The sequence below is a fragment of the Paraburkholderia sp. CHISQ3 genome, assembly GCF_030464945.1.
In the GTDB taxonomy this organism is placed as follows: domain Bacteria; phylum Pseudomonadota; class Gammaproteobacteria; order Burkholderiales; family Burkholderiaceae; genus Paraburkholderia; species Paraburkholderia megapolitana.
In genome coordinates, this window is sequence record NZ_JALPRG010000003.1 from 94,417 (window position 1) to 110,485 (window position 16,069).

Genomic DNA, 16,069 nt, shown 5'->3' on the forward strand with positions numbered 1-16,069 from the left:
TACGCATCAAGGCACAGCGCCTGCTTCCAAGGTTTGTGCTTTTCTCCCCGTGTCGCATTTCCGCAAGCGTCTGTCGGAATTAGTCGGCTAGTCGGGGTTTTTTCTGGCAACCATGTATGCACACTGTGCGGGCCGGCGCCTGCACCACGAGGAGATGGAGTCAATGAATTCCCCTAAGGTCGTGGTCGAAGGATTATGTAAGGTGTTTGGAGCCAATCCCCGGCTCGCGCTCGACATGCTGGCGGGTGGCTCCACCAAGGACGAGGTGTTTGCGAAGACCGGTCACGTGGTCGGCGTCCACGACGTGTCCTTCGAGGTGCAGGAAGGCGAGATTTTCGTACTGATGGGTCTGTCGGGTTCCGGCAAATCCACGCTGATCCGCCTGATCAACCGGCTCGTCGAGCCGACCGCTGGCAAGGTGCTGATCGATGGTCGCGATGTAGCTGCTGTGCGTCGTTCCGAGCTCACCGCGTTGCGCCGCACGGACATGAGCATGGTGTTCCAGTCGTTCGCGCTGATGCCGCAACGCACGGTGCTGTCGAATGCGGCGTTCGGTCTCGAAGTGGCCGGCATGGGCCGCAAGGTGCGCGAGAAGCGCGCACTTGAGGTGCTCGAGCAGGTCGGTCTCGCGCCCTTCGCACAGAAGCTGCCCGCCGAACTCTCGGGCGGCATGCAGCAACGCGTCGGCCTCGCTCGCGCGCTGGCGGTGAACCCGTCGCTGATGATCATGGACGAAGCGTTCTCCGCACTCGATCCGCTCAAGCGCAAGGAAATGCAGAACGTGCTGCTGGAACTGCAGAAGAACCAGCGGCGCACAATCATGTTCGTGTCGCACGATCTCGAGGAAGCGCTGCGCATCGGCAACCGCATCGCGATCATGGAAGGCGGCCGCGTGGTGCAGATCGGCACGCCGCAGGACATCATCGCCAATCCCGCCGACGACTACGTCCGCGCGTTCTTCGAAGGCATCGATACGAGCCGCTATCTGACCGCCGGCGACATGATGCAGACCAACGAGGTGCCGCTCTTGCGCAACCTCGACGCATCGAGCATCGAGACATCGCTGAACGGCAGCGCCGAATATGCGTTCGTGCTCGATGCTGAGCACCGCATCCGCGGGTTCGTCACGCGTGACGCGATCGGCAACGCGAGCCCGGATCTGCGCAAGGTCGAATGCATTTCGCACGCGGCGTCGCTCGATCACGTCGTGTCGCGCGTCTGCGCGACCACGACGGCGGTGCCGGTCGTCGACGACGACGGCTGCTATTGCGGCTCGGTCGATCGCGCCGTTGTCCTCAAGGTCCTTACGCGCAGTCGAGGTTCCCATGTCTGAGATCATCCCGCTTGGCCGTTGGGTCGACGATTCGGTTCACTACCTGCTCGATCACGACGCCAACACGTTCGATGCGATCGGCAAGGCAATCGAGAGCTTCGCTGCGCTGATCGAACACGGCTTGCAGGCGATTCCGATGTGGGCGCTGATGGCGTTCTTCATCGGCATCGGGCTGTGGCGTGTGGGTTGGCGTTTCGCGATCTTCGCGACCTTATCGCTGCTCTTGATCTACGCGACCGGCTTCTGGGACGAGACGGTAATCACACTCGGCCTGACGTTGTCGTCGACCTTGATCAGCCTCGTGTTCGGTATTCCGCTCGGCATCTGGACCGCGAAAAACAAACACGTCGCGATGATCGTGCGGCCCATTCTCGATCTGATGCAGACGATGCCGGCCTTCGTCTATCTGATTCCTGCTGCGATGCTGTTTGGTCTCGGCCGTGTGCCGGGCATTCTGTCGACGGTGATCTTCGCGATGCCGCCGGCCGTACGTCTGACGAGTCTCGGCATTCGCCACGTGAACCGCGAGATCGTCGAAGCGGGCCAGGCGTTCGGCTGCACACCGTGGCAACTGCTGTACAAGGTGCAGTTTCCGAATGCGCTGCCGTCGATCATGCAGGGCGTGAACCAGACCATCATGATGGCGCTGTCGATGGTGATCATCGCGTCGATGGTCGGTGCGGGTGGCCTGGGCAACGACGTGCTGGCGAGTATTCAACGGCTCGATATTGGACTGGGTTTCGAAAGCGGTTTGTCGGTGGTGTTGCTGGCGATCATTCTCGATCGCATCACCGAGAGCTTCGGCCGCACGCCAGGTACCGCGAATGCGCCGCGCTTTGCCGGACTGCGCAACGTGATGCGTGTGCGCCGCGCAGAACCGGCTACGCAGAGCTGATCGACACCGCAGCGCTCCTCACCAGGAGCGCTGCTTTTTTGTATGTTCACGCATCGCGAGAGCCCGTCGTTCTCGCGACAACCACAGCCTGTGCATCATGGAGAGCGACGTGACGTCCGCCACGACTGAATCGCCGTTGTCAGGTCTTGCGCATTTCGGGTTTCTCACGCTGCCGAGTTTTTCGATGATCGCGTTCACGAGCGCGGTCGAAGTGCTGCGTATGGCGAACTACGTCGGACGCGCGCAGCACTACCGCTGGTCGATCCTCACACCAGATGGCGCGCCGGTCCGGGCGAGCAACGGCATGGCGATCAAGCCGACCCGCACGATCGAAGAAGCGGGCATGCCCGATGTGCTGATCGTGTGCGGGGGGACGCAGATCCGCAGTGCCGTCGATACGACCATCAAGACCTTGCTCGGCGACGTGGCACGCCAGGGCGTGCCGCTCGGTGGTATTTGCACGGGTGCGTATGCGCTGATGTCGGCGGGGCTGCTCGACGATTACCGCTGCACCGCGCATTGGGAAGATCTGTCGGCGTTGCACAAGGAATTTCCGCACGTGCATTTCGCCGACGAACTGTTCGTGATCGATCGCGACCGTCTGACCTGCACCGGCGGTACCGCACCGCTCGATCTGATGTTGCACCTGGTCGGCAACCGGCTTGGACAGAATCTCGCGGCGCAGGTGTCGGAGCAGTTCATCCTCGAACGGATTCGCGGTGCAAGCGATCCGCAGCCGATTCCAGTCGATGCGCGGGTTGGCTTCTCGCGCGCGGAACTGATCGAAGTGGTGCGACTGATGGAAGCCAATATCGAAGAGCCGCTGTCGCTCGAAGAACTGGCGCGCCTCGTGCAACTGTCGCAGCGGCATCTGCAGCGGATGTTCAAGGTGTATCTGAGCGTATCGCCGACGCATTACTACCTGTCGCTGCGTCTGCGTCGCGCGCGCGACTTGCTGCGTACGACCGACGCATCGATTGCACGCGTGACGGCCGTGTGCGGGTTTCATTCCCCGTGTCATTTCAGCAAGGCGTATCGCGCGCAGTTCGGCCACGCACCTAGTATCGAGCGGCGCCAACCCCACTAGCCATAAAAAACCGTTGAGGAGAAACCATGAAATATTCGCTGATGGCAGCAGCCTGCGTACTGGGTCTGGCCGCCACGACCGCTTATACAACCGCTTATGCAGCCGACCCCGCGGTCTGTCGTGACGTGCGTTTTGCCGACGTTGGATGGACCGATATCGCCGCGACGACCGGGCTTGCGTCGACCGTATTCGAAGGCCTGGGCTACCACCCGACGAAGACGATTGCGTCGGTGCCGATCACGTTTGCCGGTATCAAGAGCAAACAGATCGACGTGTTTCTCGGCTACTGGGCGCCGACGATGGACCCGATCATCACGCCGTTCGTCAAGGCCGGCACGATCAAGGTGCTGCAACCGGCCAACCTGACCGGCGCGAAATACACGCTGGCGGTGCCGGACTACGTCTATAACGGCGGTCTGAAATCGTTTGCCGATATCCAGAAGTATGCGGACAAGCTGAACGGCAAGATCTACGGGATCGAGCCCGGCAACGACGGCAATGCGTTGATCAAGAAGATGATCGATGGCAACCAGTTCGGGCTCGGCAAGTTCAAGATGGTCGAGTCGAGCGAGGCGGGCATGCTCGTCGAAGTGGGCCGCGCGATTCGCGAGAAACAGTGGATCGTGTTCCTCGGCTGGGAACCGCATCCGATGAACGTGACGATGAAGATCGATTATCTGAGCGGCGGTGACGACGTGTTCGGTCCGAACTACGGCGAGGCCAAGGTCTTCACCGCGACGCCGCCCGATTACGCGGCGCGTTGCCCGAACGCGGCGAAGCTCGTGTCGAACCTGCATTTCACGACGGCAATCGAGAACCACGTGATGGTGCCGATCATGAACAAGACCGACGCGAACAAGGCGGCAACGGACTGGTTGAAGGCTAACCCGCAGGTGCTGGATCAGTGGCTCGCGGGAGTGACGACGCTGGATGGGAAGGATGGGTTGCCGGCGGTGAAGGCTTATCTGGCTGCACATTGACGGGCGTTGATGATTTGCGGCAGGTGGGGCGCGCGACAGACCGGGTTGTCTGTCGCGCGCCCCGCGCGTTTCTACGACTAGAACCGGTGCTGAACACCGGCCGTCATCCCGGCCTGGTTATCTGCCGCTGCCGTCAGATCGCGTGACAGGCTGATTTTCTGACCGTGTTTCGCCATCACATAGCCGCCTGCTAGATACAGAAGCGTTTGCTTGGACAACGCATACTGGCTGCGCAGTGAGAACAAGGTTGGATCGGCGTTGCTGCCGCCCTTGATGTTCTGGTGATAGACAGCGCCGACCAACGTGAGGACCGGCGTGACATCGCAGGATCCACCGAACCAGTAAGTGGCGCTGCGCAACGCGGCCGCGGGCGTGGTGAAGGAGCGCTTATGGTTGCGGTAGCCGGCCATGACCTTGGCCGTGCCGAAGTCGTAGCTCAGACCCGCGTGGATGCCCTGGATGTAGTGGATGGTATCCGCGGGCGTCACGCTGTTGCGGGCGCCGTTCTGGCGGTCGAAGGTGACGACCGTGGCGAACGGTCCTTTGCCGTATCCCAGCGCGATGTTGTATCTCGAACTGGTCTTCACGCTGCCCGGCACATTGCCGAAGCCATACAGCCCCCCAATCTTGACCCCCGCGAACTCGCCGTCATAACGTACGGCACTGGACGAGCGCGCGAGCAGGCCGTCTCTGCGGCCGCGCGGTGCGGTGGTCGAAATCCCCCAGGAGTAGTTCCCTGCATAGCCCATGGGATCGAACGGCAGCATGTAGTCGAAGGTGACCGTGAACGTGCGGCCGAGTATCCACTGGCCGAAGCGGTTCTTCAGACCGATCGTCGCACGCCGGTCGAAGAGCACATCCTTGCCGACGTCAAAGGCGCCGTTCGCGATGTCGAAGCCGTTTTCAAGCTGGAACACGGCCTTCAGACCACCGCCGAGATCCTCAACACCGCGCAGCCCAAAGCGCGATACGTTCTTGGCACCCGGGACGAAGTGTGCCGTGCCGCTACCTCCGCCGGTATGGTTCAGGTATTCAATGCCCGCGTCGACGATGCCGTACAGCGTCACGCTCGATTGTGCGTGTGCTGTTCCAGCGAGATCGACACACGATACGCCAAGTGCCAACTTTGCAATACGCCACTTCATTGTTTTCTCTCCCTTCGTTTCGTTGCTGCGTTGCTGCGTTGCTTGCGGTGACCGGTTGCGCAAATTGAAAGCATGAGTCCCCCTGCAGCACGGTGGCCGCATATCGACTGGAATGAACAGGGTTGGTGTACAGGCGCGCTAGCGCCGATCGCTAGCTACCGTTGCTGAGGAAATTTCGAACGCTTGATTTCGAACACTTCGGCTGGTCGAGATGAGCCGGCAAACCGGTGTAGATCGAGGCCGGGTAGACGATCAGTTCGTCCTCCTTCTGGATTGAAGTTTTATCGCGAGAAAGCTAATTGTAATGTCAATCGATCGTCCGGGCGAGGCCGATTTGTGGGGAAAATTGAAGGGAAATGACGATTCTGATTCATGGATTTCCCTAGGACAGGCTAAAGGCGCATTGCCCGTCGAGCGATGAGCCGGCGAGTGCCTGGGCGCTCGATGTTTTGCGGAAGCGCTTTAGCGGCGCCGCCTCGCTCCACCGTGCGACTACGCCTGATAGCCGAGACAGAGCGCGCCCAGCGTAACGATCACGCACGCAGTGATGCGACGCACGGTCAAGGTCTCGCCGAGAAAAACCCGCCCGATCAATGCGGCGAACACGATGCTGGTCTCGCGGAGTGCCGCGATCGGCCCGACCGGACCGAGTGCGAACGCCGAGACGACCGCGCCATACGCGACGAGCGAAGCAACGCCGCCCGCCAACGCCTTGAGCGTGTCAGGTGCTCTGAGGTTTAGCGTCGGTTTGCCGCGTAACGCGACGAACGTGATCGGCATCAACACGCCGTACAGCAGGAAAATCCACGCAACATACGCTTGCGCATTGCCGGTATGACGGACGCCTAGCGCGTCGGTGGTCGTGTAACCGGCAATCATCAGCCCGGTGACGAGCGCCATCACAATCGATTCCGTATGAGCCCGCTGGTTGCCGAGAGAAAGACTCAGGATTCCGCCCGCGACGAGTGCGACGCCGGCTAGCGATAGCGTAGCGGGATGCCTGCCGGTCAACAGGAATGCACCGAGCGTGACCAGCAGCGGTACGCTGCCGCGCACGATCGGATAGACCTGTCCAAGTTCGCCGCGTCGATAGGCTTGAACGAGGAAGAGGCTATAGGCGATCTGCAGACACGACGAGAGAACTAGATATGGCCAGCTCGCAGCAGCGGGGAGCGGAAGGATTGCCGCAACCGGAATCGCCACGGCCGTCGCCGCGAAGCTCATCACGGTGACCGACCACAGTCGATCCGCGCCTGTTCGTAGCGCAGCGTTCCAGCTTGCGTGCAGGACGGCCGCACCGAGCGCGAGTGCGATGACGACCGGGCTCATCGGGAGGACCGCGACGTGTCGTTAGATGAGTGGCGACATAGTGCCGCTAAAGACGGTCTGAAAGACATGCGCTGCTCCCATTGCAAATATGCAATCAGTTGCGGCTTGCAACCGCTAGTCGCAACGCCAGCCCGGCAAATACGGAGCCAAGCAGAATCTGCGGCAGACGGGTCGGACGTTGGCGTTGGCTCCAACGCCGGCTCAATGTGCTGGCAGAAACGATCACCGCACCGTTGACCACCAGACCGATCAGATTGAGGATCGTCGCAAGGATCAGTATCTGTATCGCGACCGAACCATCCTCGGGCCGGACGAACTGCGGAAACAGCGCAAGGACGAACAGCGCCATTTTCGGATTCAGCAGGTTGGTCAACAACCCCTGGCGGAAGACGGTCGCTAGCGAGCGGCGGTCGTGTCCGCTCGCGGGCGATATCGTCACGCTGTGGGAACGGATGGTTTTCCACGCCAGATACAGCAGATAAGCCGCGCCAGCAAAGCGCACGATGTCATACGCAACGGGCACGGCGAGAAACAGCTGGGACAGGCCGAATGCCGCAGCCATCGCGTGGCAGTACGTCCCCACCTGAATGCCCGCCAGCGATGCAAAGCCGGCCGCACGCCCCTGGCTGACACTGCGCGAGGCGATCAGCAGCATGTCGGGACCAGGTGTCATGGTCAGCGCGATGCATGCGCCGGCAAAGAGCGCGAGGGTGGACAGGCTAGACATCGTGGGGCTCCTCGAGCGTGCCGATCGAAACGTAACGGCTCATACACTGGCCTTTAGCCGCGACGAACGCGCAGTGGACTGAAGGAGTTCCGCGCAAAGCTCATCGAGTTCGAGGCAATGCGTCCGGTCGTGATCGAGCATTTCGCGCACGAGATCTTCGAGCGTCATCCGTCGCACACCGTCACGTAACCCGCAGCGCTTGAGTTGTGCGGGCTTCAACCTCTTCAGCTCCGCGCACAGATGTTGCCGTGACTGCTCGAATGCTGTCACAGCCTGATTCAGATCCTGACGCATGTAATGCCGCTCGGCGGCCAATGCGGTTCCATCGACCGACTCGAGTAGCGGCAACGATGACGAACGCACGGCGCGAATCCGCGCTGCGAAGACTACATCCAGATCGCGCAGGTGGCAGGCGTGTTCGACCAATGAGAAGCCTGTACCCGCAGGTCGTTGCGACCATTGAGCAGCCGGTACGCGCGACACCGTTTCAGTCAGCTTCGCGGGCATTGCCATAAGCGCGCCGATCACCTCGGCGAAGGGCAGCAGAATCGGTAATGGACTGAAGACGGCGCCATAACTGAACAGCTCGCCGCCGACCCGTCCGCGCGATTGCACGACCTCATGCCCGTAGCGTCGCATCACGTCTGCTGTCATGGCGCCGCAAAACTGTCGGGCCGTCGTATCGTTTTCGATCTCGGGAAATTTCTCGGCGATTTCGTCCTTGACCGCGGCAATCGCCGAGACACCGGCACGCGATAGCGCCGCGAACTCGATATAACGCTCGGGTGTGTCTATCAGCGTTTCGAGTTGTTGCCCGAGTGCGGTGGTTCTGAATCGATCGAAGCGTGAATGCATGGGAGACTGTGCCAGGTCGTTTTTTATAACGTGTCAAAACGATACGTTACGAGAGGAATCCGGTCAAGCTCTACCGACCATCCTTGTCGACGCCACAGAAATTGTGCGACGATCCCGCACAACTCCCCCCTGACTACCCCGCCTGGAAATTGGCCAATCCACTCTCCGCGACCGTACCGATCTCTCTGGTCAAGCGCTTCCTCGTCGGCGCCGATCAGGAGGTGGTCGAGCGGCTCGCCGAGCGTTCGGGCATTTCCCGCGCGTTGCTGCACGAACCCGGCGCACGCGTGACGCAGGAACAGTTTTCGACGCTCTACCGGCTACTCGCCAACGAACTCGACGACGAAATGCCCGGTATTTTCAGCCGCCCGTTTCGCAGCGGGACCTTGAAGTATCTGTGCCTGAGTCTGCTCGATGCACCGCGGCTCGAGGTTTCGATGCACCGGTTCAGCCAGTTTCTGCATCTGATCCTTGACGACTTCAAGGTCGAATGCGAGCGTGATGCAGCGCTGGGTCGCGTGACGCTCGTTCCGACTAAGAGCGGGTACATGACCAATGCACTCGGTTGCGAATTGCTGTTGAAGTGTGCGCATGGCGTCGCCTCGTGGTTGATCGGGCAGAAAATCCCGTTGCTCGCCATCGAGTTCAGTTTCCCCAAGCCGCTGTATGTCGGCGACTATCCGTATCTGTTCCCGGGGCCGGTGCGTTTCGACGCGGAGCACACCTGCATGTCCTTCGAAGCGAGCTATATGGACATGCCGATCCGGCGCCACAAGGCCGATCTGCAGGATTTTCTGGCCCGCGCACCGGAGGACTGGATCTTCGTGACTTTTGCCGAACAGATGATGTGTCACCGTGTGCGCCACTACATCGCCGGTTGTCTGCCGGAGGTGGCAACCATCGAGGCCACCGCGCAAGCGCTCAATCATTCGGTTCGCACGCTGTGCCGCCGGCTCACCGACGAGGGCACCACGTTCCAGGCGATCAAGAACGAGTTGCGACGCGATATCGCGATTCAACGGCTGACGCGCACCGACGACACGATCGCGGCCATCGCGGACGACATCGGGTTCGACGATTCGACCGCATTTCATCGCGCGTTTCGCAGCTGGACCGGCAGTACGCCGCAAGCGTATCGAAAGGTTCAATAGCGCCGCGCGGATGACCGCGTACACCCCGTATCTGGCGAGAATGGTCAACCCAACGACCATCTGATCCGTACTTGACGTCACACGTCATGTGCCAAATGAATTTGCCTGTGTGCTGAAGTTGGCAGATTCTGTCAATAAATTGGCAAGAATGGATATAGGGGAAGCGCGCCATCAACCCTAGGATCGGTCTGCTAACAGGCGCGGGTAAGGAATTGAAACCCGCCTCCTGAAATATCGAATCAAACAATGCTGGAGACAGGTCAGAAGCGCCTTCGCGCCCACCGACGACATGCCGTTTGCGCCGAGAGCCGATGGCAGCAGGTCGTATGATCTTGTCGGCCAGCATGGTTGATCATGCATGGCGGATAACCGGCACACCGTTGCCGGTCGGTCTTTATATCGAGGAAAGAAGGGAGCAGCGTTTGAACAGCAGACACTGGGTGGCCAGTTACGGCGATATTCCATCTGAGATCGACGCCGACGCTTATCCGTCGGTCACGCATATGCTGGAAGGCGCGATGCGCAGGTTTGCGGATCTGCCCGCCTTCCGTTCGTTCGGCAACACGCTGACTTACGCCGACATCGACCGGCTGTCGCGCGATTTCGCTGCTTATCTGCAAGGCACACTAGGCATCAAAAAAGGCGATCGCGTCGCCGTCATGACGCCGAACCTGCTTGCCTTTCCGATCGCGTTTCTCGGCATCATCCGTGCGGGCGCCGTGCAGGTGAATGTCAATCCGCTCTACACGCCGCGAGAACTTGAGCATCAACTCAAGGACGCGGGCGTCGAAACGATCGTCGTCTTCACGGGAAGCACCAGTGTCATCGCCGAGGTCAAGGACAAGGTCGGCCTCAAGACGATCCTGACCGTCGGCCCAGGTGACGGTACGTCGGTCAATCTGCCTGCACCGGCTGTGGATGCACGGCTGAACACGACGATCGCGTTTCGCGACGCGCTTGCCGCAGGTGCCGCGTTGCCGTTCAAGCCCGTCGATACATCCGGCGACGATCTGCTGTTCCTCCAGTACACGGGTGGCACGACGGGGCTATCGAAAGGCGCTGCGCTGACGCACCGCAACCTCGTGGCCAATACCGAACAGTTCAAGGTGTTCATGCCGGGGGCGATGCGCCCCGGGCAGGAAGTGATCGTCACCGCGTTGCCGCTGTATCACATCTTCGCGTTGATGGTGAATTTCATCACCTTCTTCTCGATCGGCGCGGACAACTGGCTCGTGGCCAATCCGCGCGATCCGAACGAGTTGATCGGTGCACTGCGCGACTCCAGAATGACCTGCATCATGGGCGTCAACACGTTGTACAACGCGCTCGTGATGCATCCTGGCCTGAAGGACATCGATTTCTCGCAGTTGCGTCTGTCGGGTGGCGGTGGAGCCGCGATCATCGCGACGACTTCGGCACGCTGGCAGGAGATCACGGGGAGCTTTATCCGCGAAGGTTATGGGCTGTCGGAAACCAGTCCCGTTCTGTCTTTCAACCCGGTCTTCATCGACGCATTCAACGGCACCGCCGGCTTGCCGCTGCCTTCCACCGATATCAAATTGCTGCGCGCCGACGGCAGCGAGGCCGCGCTCGGCGAGTCGGGAGAAATCTGCGCGAAGGGGCCGCAGGTGATGAGCGGCTACTGGAACCAGCCGGAAGCGAACCGCGCGGCATTCACGGCCGACGGTTACTTCCGTACCGGCGACATCGGCGTATTCGATCCGCAGGGCTTTCTCAAGATCGTCGATCGCGTGAAGGACATGATCATCGTGTCCGGATTCAACGTCTATCCGAATGAGGTCGAGGCGGTCGCTGCTGCGTGCCCAGGTGTAGCGGAGTGTGCGTGCGTTGGCGAGCCGAACGAGAAAACGGGCGAAGCGGTAAGGCTCTTTGTCGTCAGATCTTCCGGTAGCGAATTGACCGGAGAACAGGTCATCGAATATTGCCGCGGCGAACTGGCGGCCTACAAGATCCCCAAGTTCGTTACCTTCGTCGATGCGCTTCCCAAGTCGACAGTCGGCAAGATTTTGCGGCGCGAGCTTCGGCACACAAGCTGATCGCACCGATACCCGGCTAAAGCATAAATATCAAAGCTCTAAAAATCAGACCGGAAAAACCGGCCGATAAAAACTCGAAAATCGAATAACGCGCAGGACCCAGGCTCAGGGAGGTCGGGGAATGGCTCGAACACCGCATCTTGAATGCGGGCGAGCCGCGTATCCGCATTCATGCCGCATTTGTGCAAGAGACAGACTCTTTAGAAAAAACATAGCCCGTAGCATCGATCAACGATCTGGAACACGGAGCGAGACATGCGTCAATTCACGAGGTATCTGGCAGCCTGGACGGTGGCGCTGATGTTTGCGTCGCCGGTCTGGGCTGCAACTTTTTCGGCAACGTATCAACGCATTGCAAGTTGGGATGGAACGCAGTTAGGGGCGGTTGTGTTGCTTCCGCAGGGGCAGGGTAGCGGTCCGTTTCCGCTTGTGGTCATGCCGGCAAGCTGGGGCGCGCCGAATCTGGAATACGTGGGACGCGGCGCGGAAATGGCCTCTAACGGCTATGTCGTCGTGAGCTATACGTCGCGCGGTTTCTTCGATTCGCAAGGCTCGATCGATATTGCCGGACCGGACACGGTCAAGGACGTGAGCGCGGTGATCGACTGGGCGCTGGTCAATACGCCGGCGAATCCGAAAGCGATCGGCGTGTCGGGCATCTCGTACGGAGCGGGTCTCGGCTTGCTAGCTGCCGAACGTGATCCGCGAATCAAGGCAGTCGCATCGCTCAGCACCTGGGCCGATCTGCTTGCCGCACTCGATGCCAACCGCACACCGAGCGCGCAGGCCCTCGCTGTTCTGGGCCTGGGCGGCGCGGTGACCGGGCGTGCGGGGCCGCTACTCGCTTCGGTCGATGCCGACCTGCTGGCCGGCAATTACGACGCGATCGTGACCTCGATGACACCGGACAATGCGATCCGCAGCCCGGCATCCGACGTATCGAAGCTCAACGCGAACGGCGCTGCGATCCTGGTCGCGAACTCGTTCGACGATGGGCTGTTTCCGCCGGGACAACTGGTGGATCTCTTCCAGAACATCAAGAATCCGAAGCAGATGATGTTCAGCCAGGGCGATCATGCGACCGCGGAAGTGCCCGGTGCGCTCGGTTTGCCCAACGACGTCTATACGGCGGTCGGTCGCTGGTTCGATCGTTATCTGAAGGGTGTGCAGAACGGTGTCGAGAAAGAACCGGTCGTGAAGCTGCGCTCGCAGGATAACGTCTGGCACGGCTATGCCAACTGGTCTGCGGTACAGGCGGGGGCGACGCACTACTATCTCGGCGGACCTAGAGGGCTGCTGCTGCCGACCGGGCAACTGGCTTCGTCGGCGAGCACGGGCTGGAATTCGTCGATCTTTACCGCGCTTCCGACGGTGGCGTCGTCAGGCATCGTCGAGGTGTCCGGCTTCCTGCAATCGCTGGGTCAACCGCCGGCCGCATTGATTCCGCTCGTATCGCGTCTGGGTGCGGGTGTTTGGGCAGGGCCTAAGCTTGCGATTGCACAACGTCTCGACGGTATGTCGATGCTGCATGTGACGGTAACGCCGAGCCAGGCGAACACGTCGCTCTATGCTTACCTGTACAGCGTCGATGGATACGGTAACGGGCAACTGGTTTCCTACAAACCGTACACGCTGCGTAACGCCACACCGAACCTCGCCGTGCCGGTCGATGTCCGTCTCGAAGCGAATAGCTGGAATATTCCGGCAGGCAATCAACTGGTGCTCGTGATCGGCACTGTCGATTTTCGCTATGCCGGTGTGACTCAGGCTGGCGGCGTCGTGTCGTTCAGTTCGCCGCAGGGCGATCCGTCGACGTTGACGGTGCCGCTGCATTAGTCGTTGCGGGCCGCTCGACCCGTTGAGCGGCCCTTCATAAAACGTTTGAAGGCGGATGACAGGAAAACGGGCGCCCAGCTTCTCAGAAAAATCCGTGACCGAGCAACCCGGTTGCCAGTCAACCCATCAGCGTCAGGTCTTCCAGATGAGGCGGCGCCTTCCTGGCTAGATCCATCAATAAGCGATCGCTCCCACCGCATCGTGCGATGTTGAGGACATTGATGCGGGTGTTGGCGAGGAGCGACTTGATACCGTCATCGCCAATCCTGTCGTTGTAAGGCAGCTCGACTTCCTGCAGTCTGGGGCTAGCCGCGATTTCCTTCGCGTCGCTGGCTGTCAGGTTCGAGGCGGCAGACCGAAATCGTCTGAGGGTCGGATGTTGCAGAACTGCCTGGAGCGAAGCGCCCGAGAGATTGGGAGACTGGCTGACATCGAGTGATTGCAGCCGGATGCCTCCGAGCTGTTTGAACGCGGTCGTCGACAATTGGCATTGCCACGGTAGCGTTAGTTCGCGCAAAGAGGCAGGTAACTTTGCGATGTCCGATTCCACGAAAGACTGACCATGCTGGAACGTCAAGGCGGTCATCCTGATGTTACGGAGCGAGCTGACGCCATCATGTTGCGTGTCCTTTACTTCTGTGTCTTCAGCGCTGGACCCAGAAAGGCCGAATTGTTCCAGGACATCGTCCAGACGAGATCCATGCGCCATCGTTACTTCGATCTCCTTCAACCCAGGGAACTGTTTGAGCTGATCCAGAACTTCCTCTGTGGCCGGCATGCGCAGATGGAGCCTGGCCAGGGATTTCGGCAGGCGCGCCAGGTCGGCCTCTCCATACCCCTCCGAATGCAGCACCTTGACTTCGCGCAGTTTCGGGAAATTCTCAAGAAGGGGCCAGCCATCCTCGGCTAAGGGACGTTCCAGCACGAGCGACTGAATCGATGCGCGCGCCCACTCCGGGATTGCGTCCAGATCTTTCGAATCGTATCGTCCGTGCGTAAGCGTCAGACTGTGCAGACCTCGTTGCGAGAAACGTGACTGGTGTTCATCGGCCAGAGAGGCCATGTCCTTCCGCAATTTGTCCGGGCTATTGAACGTGAGATCGCGGACCGCGCCGCCCGCCACCTGCGCAAACTGAGAACTGCCGAGCGCAAAATCCGACAGTGTCTTGCGATCAAGGTGATCGGCGATGTTATCCAGGATCTCTCGTGGTAAATCTGGAACGTCGGCAGAAACCTCGGCCTGTGGTGGACGAAGCAACTTGAGCTTATCCAGGGGGAGACGTAACGCCGATGTTGCTGCCCGTGCAATCGGGCTATCCGGCAAGCCACTAAGCTCCGCAGTACGGACTAGCGCCTTGGACAAGCCGGTTTCCTTGACCAGTCTGGCGGCATTCTGAATCTGCTCGGTAGCCATGCCGAGGGTCCACGACGCCACCCCTCGTACACCGTCGTTCTTGACCATGAAAGTAGTTCCTATGTAGTTGCGACGAACAGCGGTGAGCCTACGTTACTGGCGCGCCACCTGTGGCAATTGAGCGAAAGCCTGGAAAGATATGCGAAGTGCTCGAGTCGCTAACGAGACGGACAGTGTGTTATCGCGCCGAACCCGCTTCGTTTGCGAGAATCCGGCAAACCTTCAAGACATTCGGGTATTCCCCGCGGGCCCCCCGCGGCCTACGATATGCGTCTGGCCTCAAGCGGCCATGGCACCCCCAAACGTCAGGCATGTATCGCCAGACACCCGCCGCCCGACTGATCCGACCCGCGACCCAGCGTCGCCGTCACACGAACAGGAGTCTTTCCCATGATGAACCGAAACAATCCCGTCTGGCTGATCACCGGCTGCTCGACCGGTTTTGGTCGCGAACTCGCCAGACTCGTGCTGGCACGCGGCTGGCGTGCGGTCGTCACGGCGCGCGACGAATCGAAGGTGCAGGACATTGTCCGCGAGTATGAAGACCAGGCGCTCGTGCTGCCGCTCGACGTGACGAAACGCGAGCAGATCGAGCACGCCGTCGCACAGACAATCTCGCGCTTTGGCCGTATCGACGCGCTCGTCAACAACGCCGGCTACGGCTATCTCGCCGCGATCGAGGAAGGCGAAGACGACGCCGTGCGCGAGATGTTCGAAGCCAACGTATTCGGTCTCGTCGACATGACGAAGGCCGTACTGCCGACGATGCGCGCGCAGAAAAGCGGCATCATCGTCAACGTTTCGTCGATTGGCGGTCTGACGAGTTTCGCCGCGACCGGCTACTACCACGGCACCAAGTACGCGGTGGAAGGGATCTCCGAATCGCTCGCACAGGAAGTGAAACCGCTCGGTATCGACGTGCTGATCGTCGAACCCAGCGCGTTTCGTACCAACTGGGCAGGACCGTCGATCAAGCAGTCGGCAACGCAGATCGCCGACTACAGCGCGACTGCCGGCGAGCGCCGCAAGCAGACCGAGGCGCGTAGCGGCAATCAACCTGGCGATCCGGTGCGTGCCGCGCAGGCGATCATCGATGCGGCGCTCTCCGATACGCCGCCGTTGCGTCTGCTGCTCGGCAAGATGGCGCTCGAACTCGCGCGCAAGAAGCTCGACCTGCTGCGTCACGATTTCGATACGTGGGAAGCGACGACAGTAGGCGCGGATTTCCCGCAAGACGAAGCGTAAGAGATGTAAGAAGCG

The 16,069-nt window shown here is 60.5% G+C and carries 12 protein-coding genes and 1 pseudogene; 8 read left to right on the top strand and 5 right to left on the bottom strand.

What is annotated here, in order from left to right; all coding sequences use genetic code 11:
• Positions 1-50 precede the first annotated feature (50 nt).
• The 4 genes and pseudogenes from M0D65_RS07545 to M0D65_RS07560 all read left to right on the top strand — a co-directional run.
• Positions 51-1,333: pseudogene (locus tag M0D65_RS07545) on the top strand (glycine betaine/L-proline ABC transporter ATP-binding protein); the annotation flags it as partial.
• Complete coding sequence (gene choW, locus M0D65_RS07550) at positions 1,326-2,228, top strand: choline ABC transporter permease subunit (protein ID WP_091007211.1); 903 nt, start codon at positions 1,326-1,328, stop codon at positions 2,226-2,228. The pseudogene M0D65_RS07545 and the gene choW, both read left to right, overlap by 8 nt.
• A gap of 97 nt (positions 2,229-2,325) precedes the next feature.
• Positions 2,326-3,315, top strand: a complete 990-nt coding sequence (locus tag M0D65_RS07555; protein ID WP_096724533.1) for a GlxA family transcriptional regulator — start codon at positions 2,326-2,328, stop codon at positions 3,313-3,315.
• Between the two features lie 26 nt (positions 3,316-3,341).
• Positions 3,342-4,295, top strand: a complete 954-nt coding sequence (locus M0D65_RS07560; RefSeq protein ID WP_266252115.1) for a choline ABC transporter substrate-binding protein — start codon at positions 3,342-3,344, stop codon at positions 4,293-4,295.
• A 77-nt stretch (positions 4,296-4,372) separates the two neighbouring features.
• Here the strand turns inward: M0D65_RS07560 and M0D65_RS07565 are convergent, their stop codons facing one another.
• The 4 genes from M0D65_RS07565 to M0D65_RS07580 all read right to left on the bottom strand — a co-directional run bounded on the left by M0D65_RS07565 (position 4,373) and on the right by M0D65_RS07580 (position 8,351).
• On the bottom strand, positions 4,373-5,440 hold the full coding sequence (locus M0D65_RS07565; protein ID WP_266252116.1) for a porin: 1,068 nt from the start codon (positions 5,438-5,440) through the stop codon (positions 4,373-4,375).
• Positions 5,441-5,932: 492 nt separating this feature from the next.
• Positions 5,933-6,769, bottom strand: a complete 837-nt coding sequence (locus tag M0D65_RS07570) for an EamA family transporter (RefSeq protein WP_266252117.1) — start codon at positions 6,767-6,769, stop codon at positions 5,933-5,935.
• A gap of 94 nt (positions 6,770-6,863) precedes the next feature.
• On the bottom strand, positions 6,864-7,496 hold the full coding sequence (locus tag M0D65_RS07575) for a LysE family translocator (RefSeq protein WP_266252118.1): 633 nt from the start codon (positions 7,494-7,496) through the stop codon (positions 6,864-6,866).
• A 39-nt stretch (positions 7,497-7,535) separates the two neighbouring features.
• Positions 7,536-8,351 carry a DinB family protein gene (locus tag M0D65_RS07580; protein ID WP_266252119.1) on the bottom strand — a complete coding sequence of 272 codons (816 nt, stop codon included), beginning with the start codon at positions 8,349-8,351 and terminating at the stop codon, positions 7,536-7,538.
• Between the two features lie 149 nt (positions 8,352-8,500).
• On the opposite strand from M0D65_RS07580, the gene M0D65_RS07585 reads away from it, so the two are divergent.
• From M0D65_RS07585 to M0D65_RS07595, 3 genes are all read left to right on the top strand, one after another.
• Positions 8,501-9,502 carry an AraC family transcriptional regulator gene (locus M0D65_RS07585; RefSeq protein ID WP_266252120.1) on the top strand — a complete coding sequence of 334 codons (1,002 nt, stop codon included), beginning with the start codon at positions 8,501-8,503 and terminating at the stop codon, positions 9,500-9,502.
• 422 nt (positions 9,503-9,924) lie between these two features.
• Complete coding sequence (locus M0D65_RS07590) at positions 9,925-11,559, top strand: AMP-binding protein (RefSeq protein ID WP_266252121.1); 1,635 nt, start codon at positions 9,925-9,927, stop codon at positions 11,557-11,559.
• A gap of 255 nt (positions 11,560-11,814) precedes the next feature.
• On the top strand, positions 11,815-13,395 hold the full coding sequence (locus tag M0D65_RS07595; protein ID WP_266252122.1) for a CocE/NonD family hydrolase: 1,581 nt from the start codon (positions 11,815-11,817) through the stop codon (positions 13,393-13,395).
• Between the two features lie 118 nt (positions 13,396-13,513).
• Here the strand turns inward: M0D65_RS07595 and M0D65_RS07600 are convergent, their stop codons facing one another.
• Positions 13,514-14,857 (bottom strand): hypothetical protein, encoded by a 1,344-nt coding sequence (locus M0D65_RS07600; RefSeq protein WP_266252123.1) that lies wholly within the window; start codon positions 14,855-14,857, stop codon positions 13,514-13,516.
• A 342-nt stretch (positions 14,858-15,199) separates the two neighbouring features.
• Here M0D65_RS07600 and M0D65_RS07605 point away from each other — a divergent pair, with 342 nt between their 5' ends.
• Positions 15,200-16,054, top strand: a complete 855-nt coding sequence (locus tag M0D65_RS07605) for an oxidoreductase (protein ID WP_266252124.1) — start codon at positions 15,200-15,202, stop codon at positions 16,052-16,054.
• The last annotated feature ends 15 nt before the right edge of the window (positions 16,055-16,069 follow it).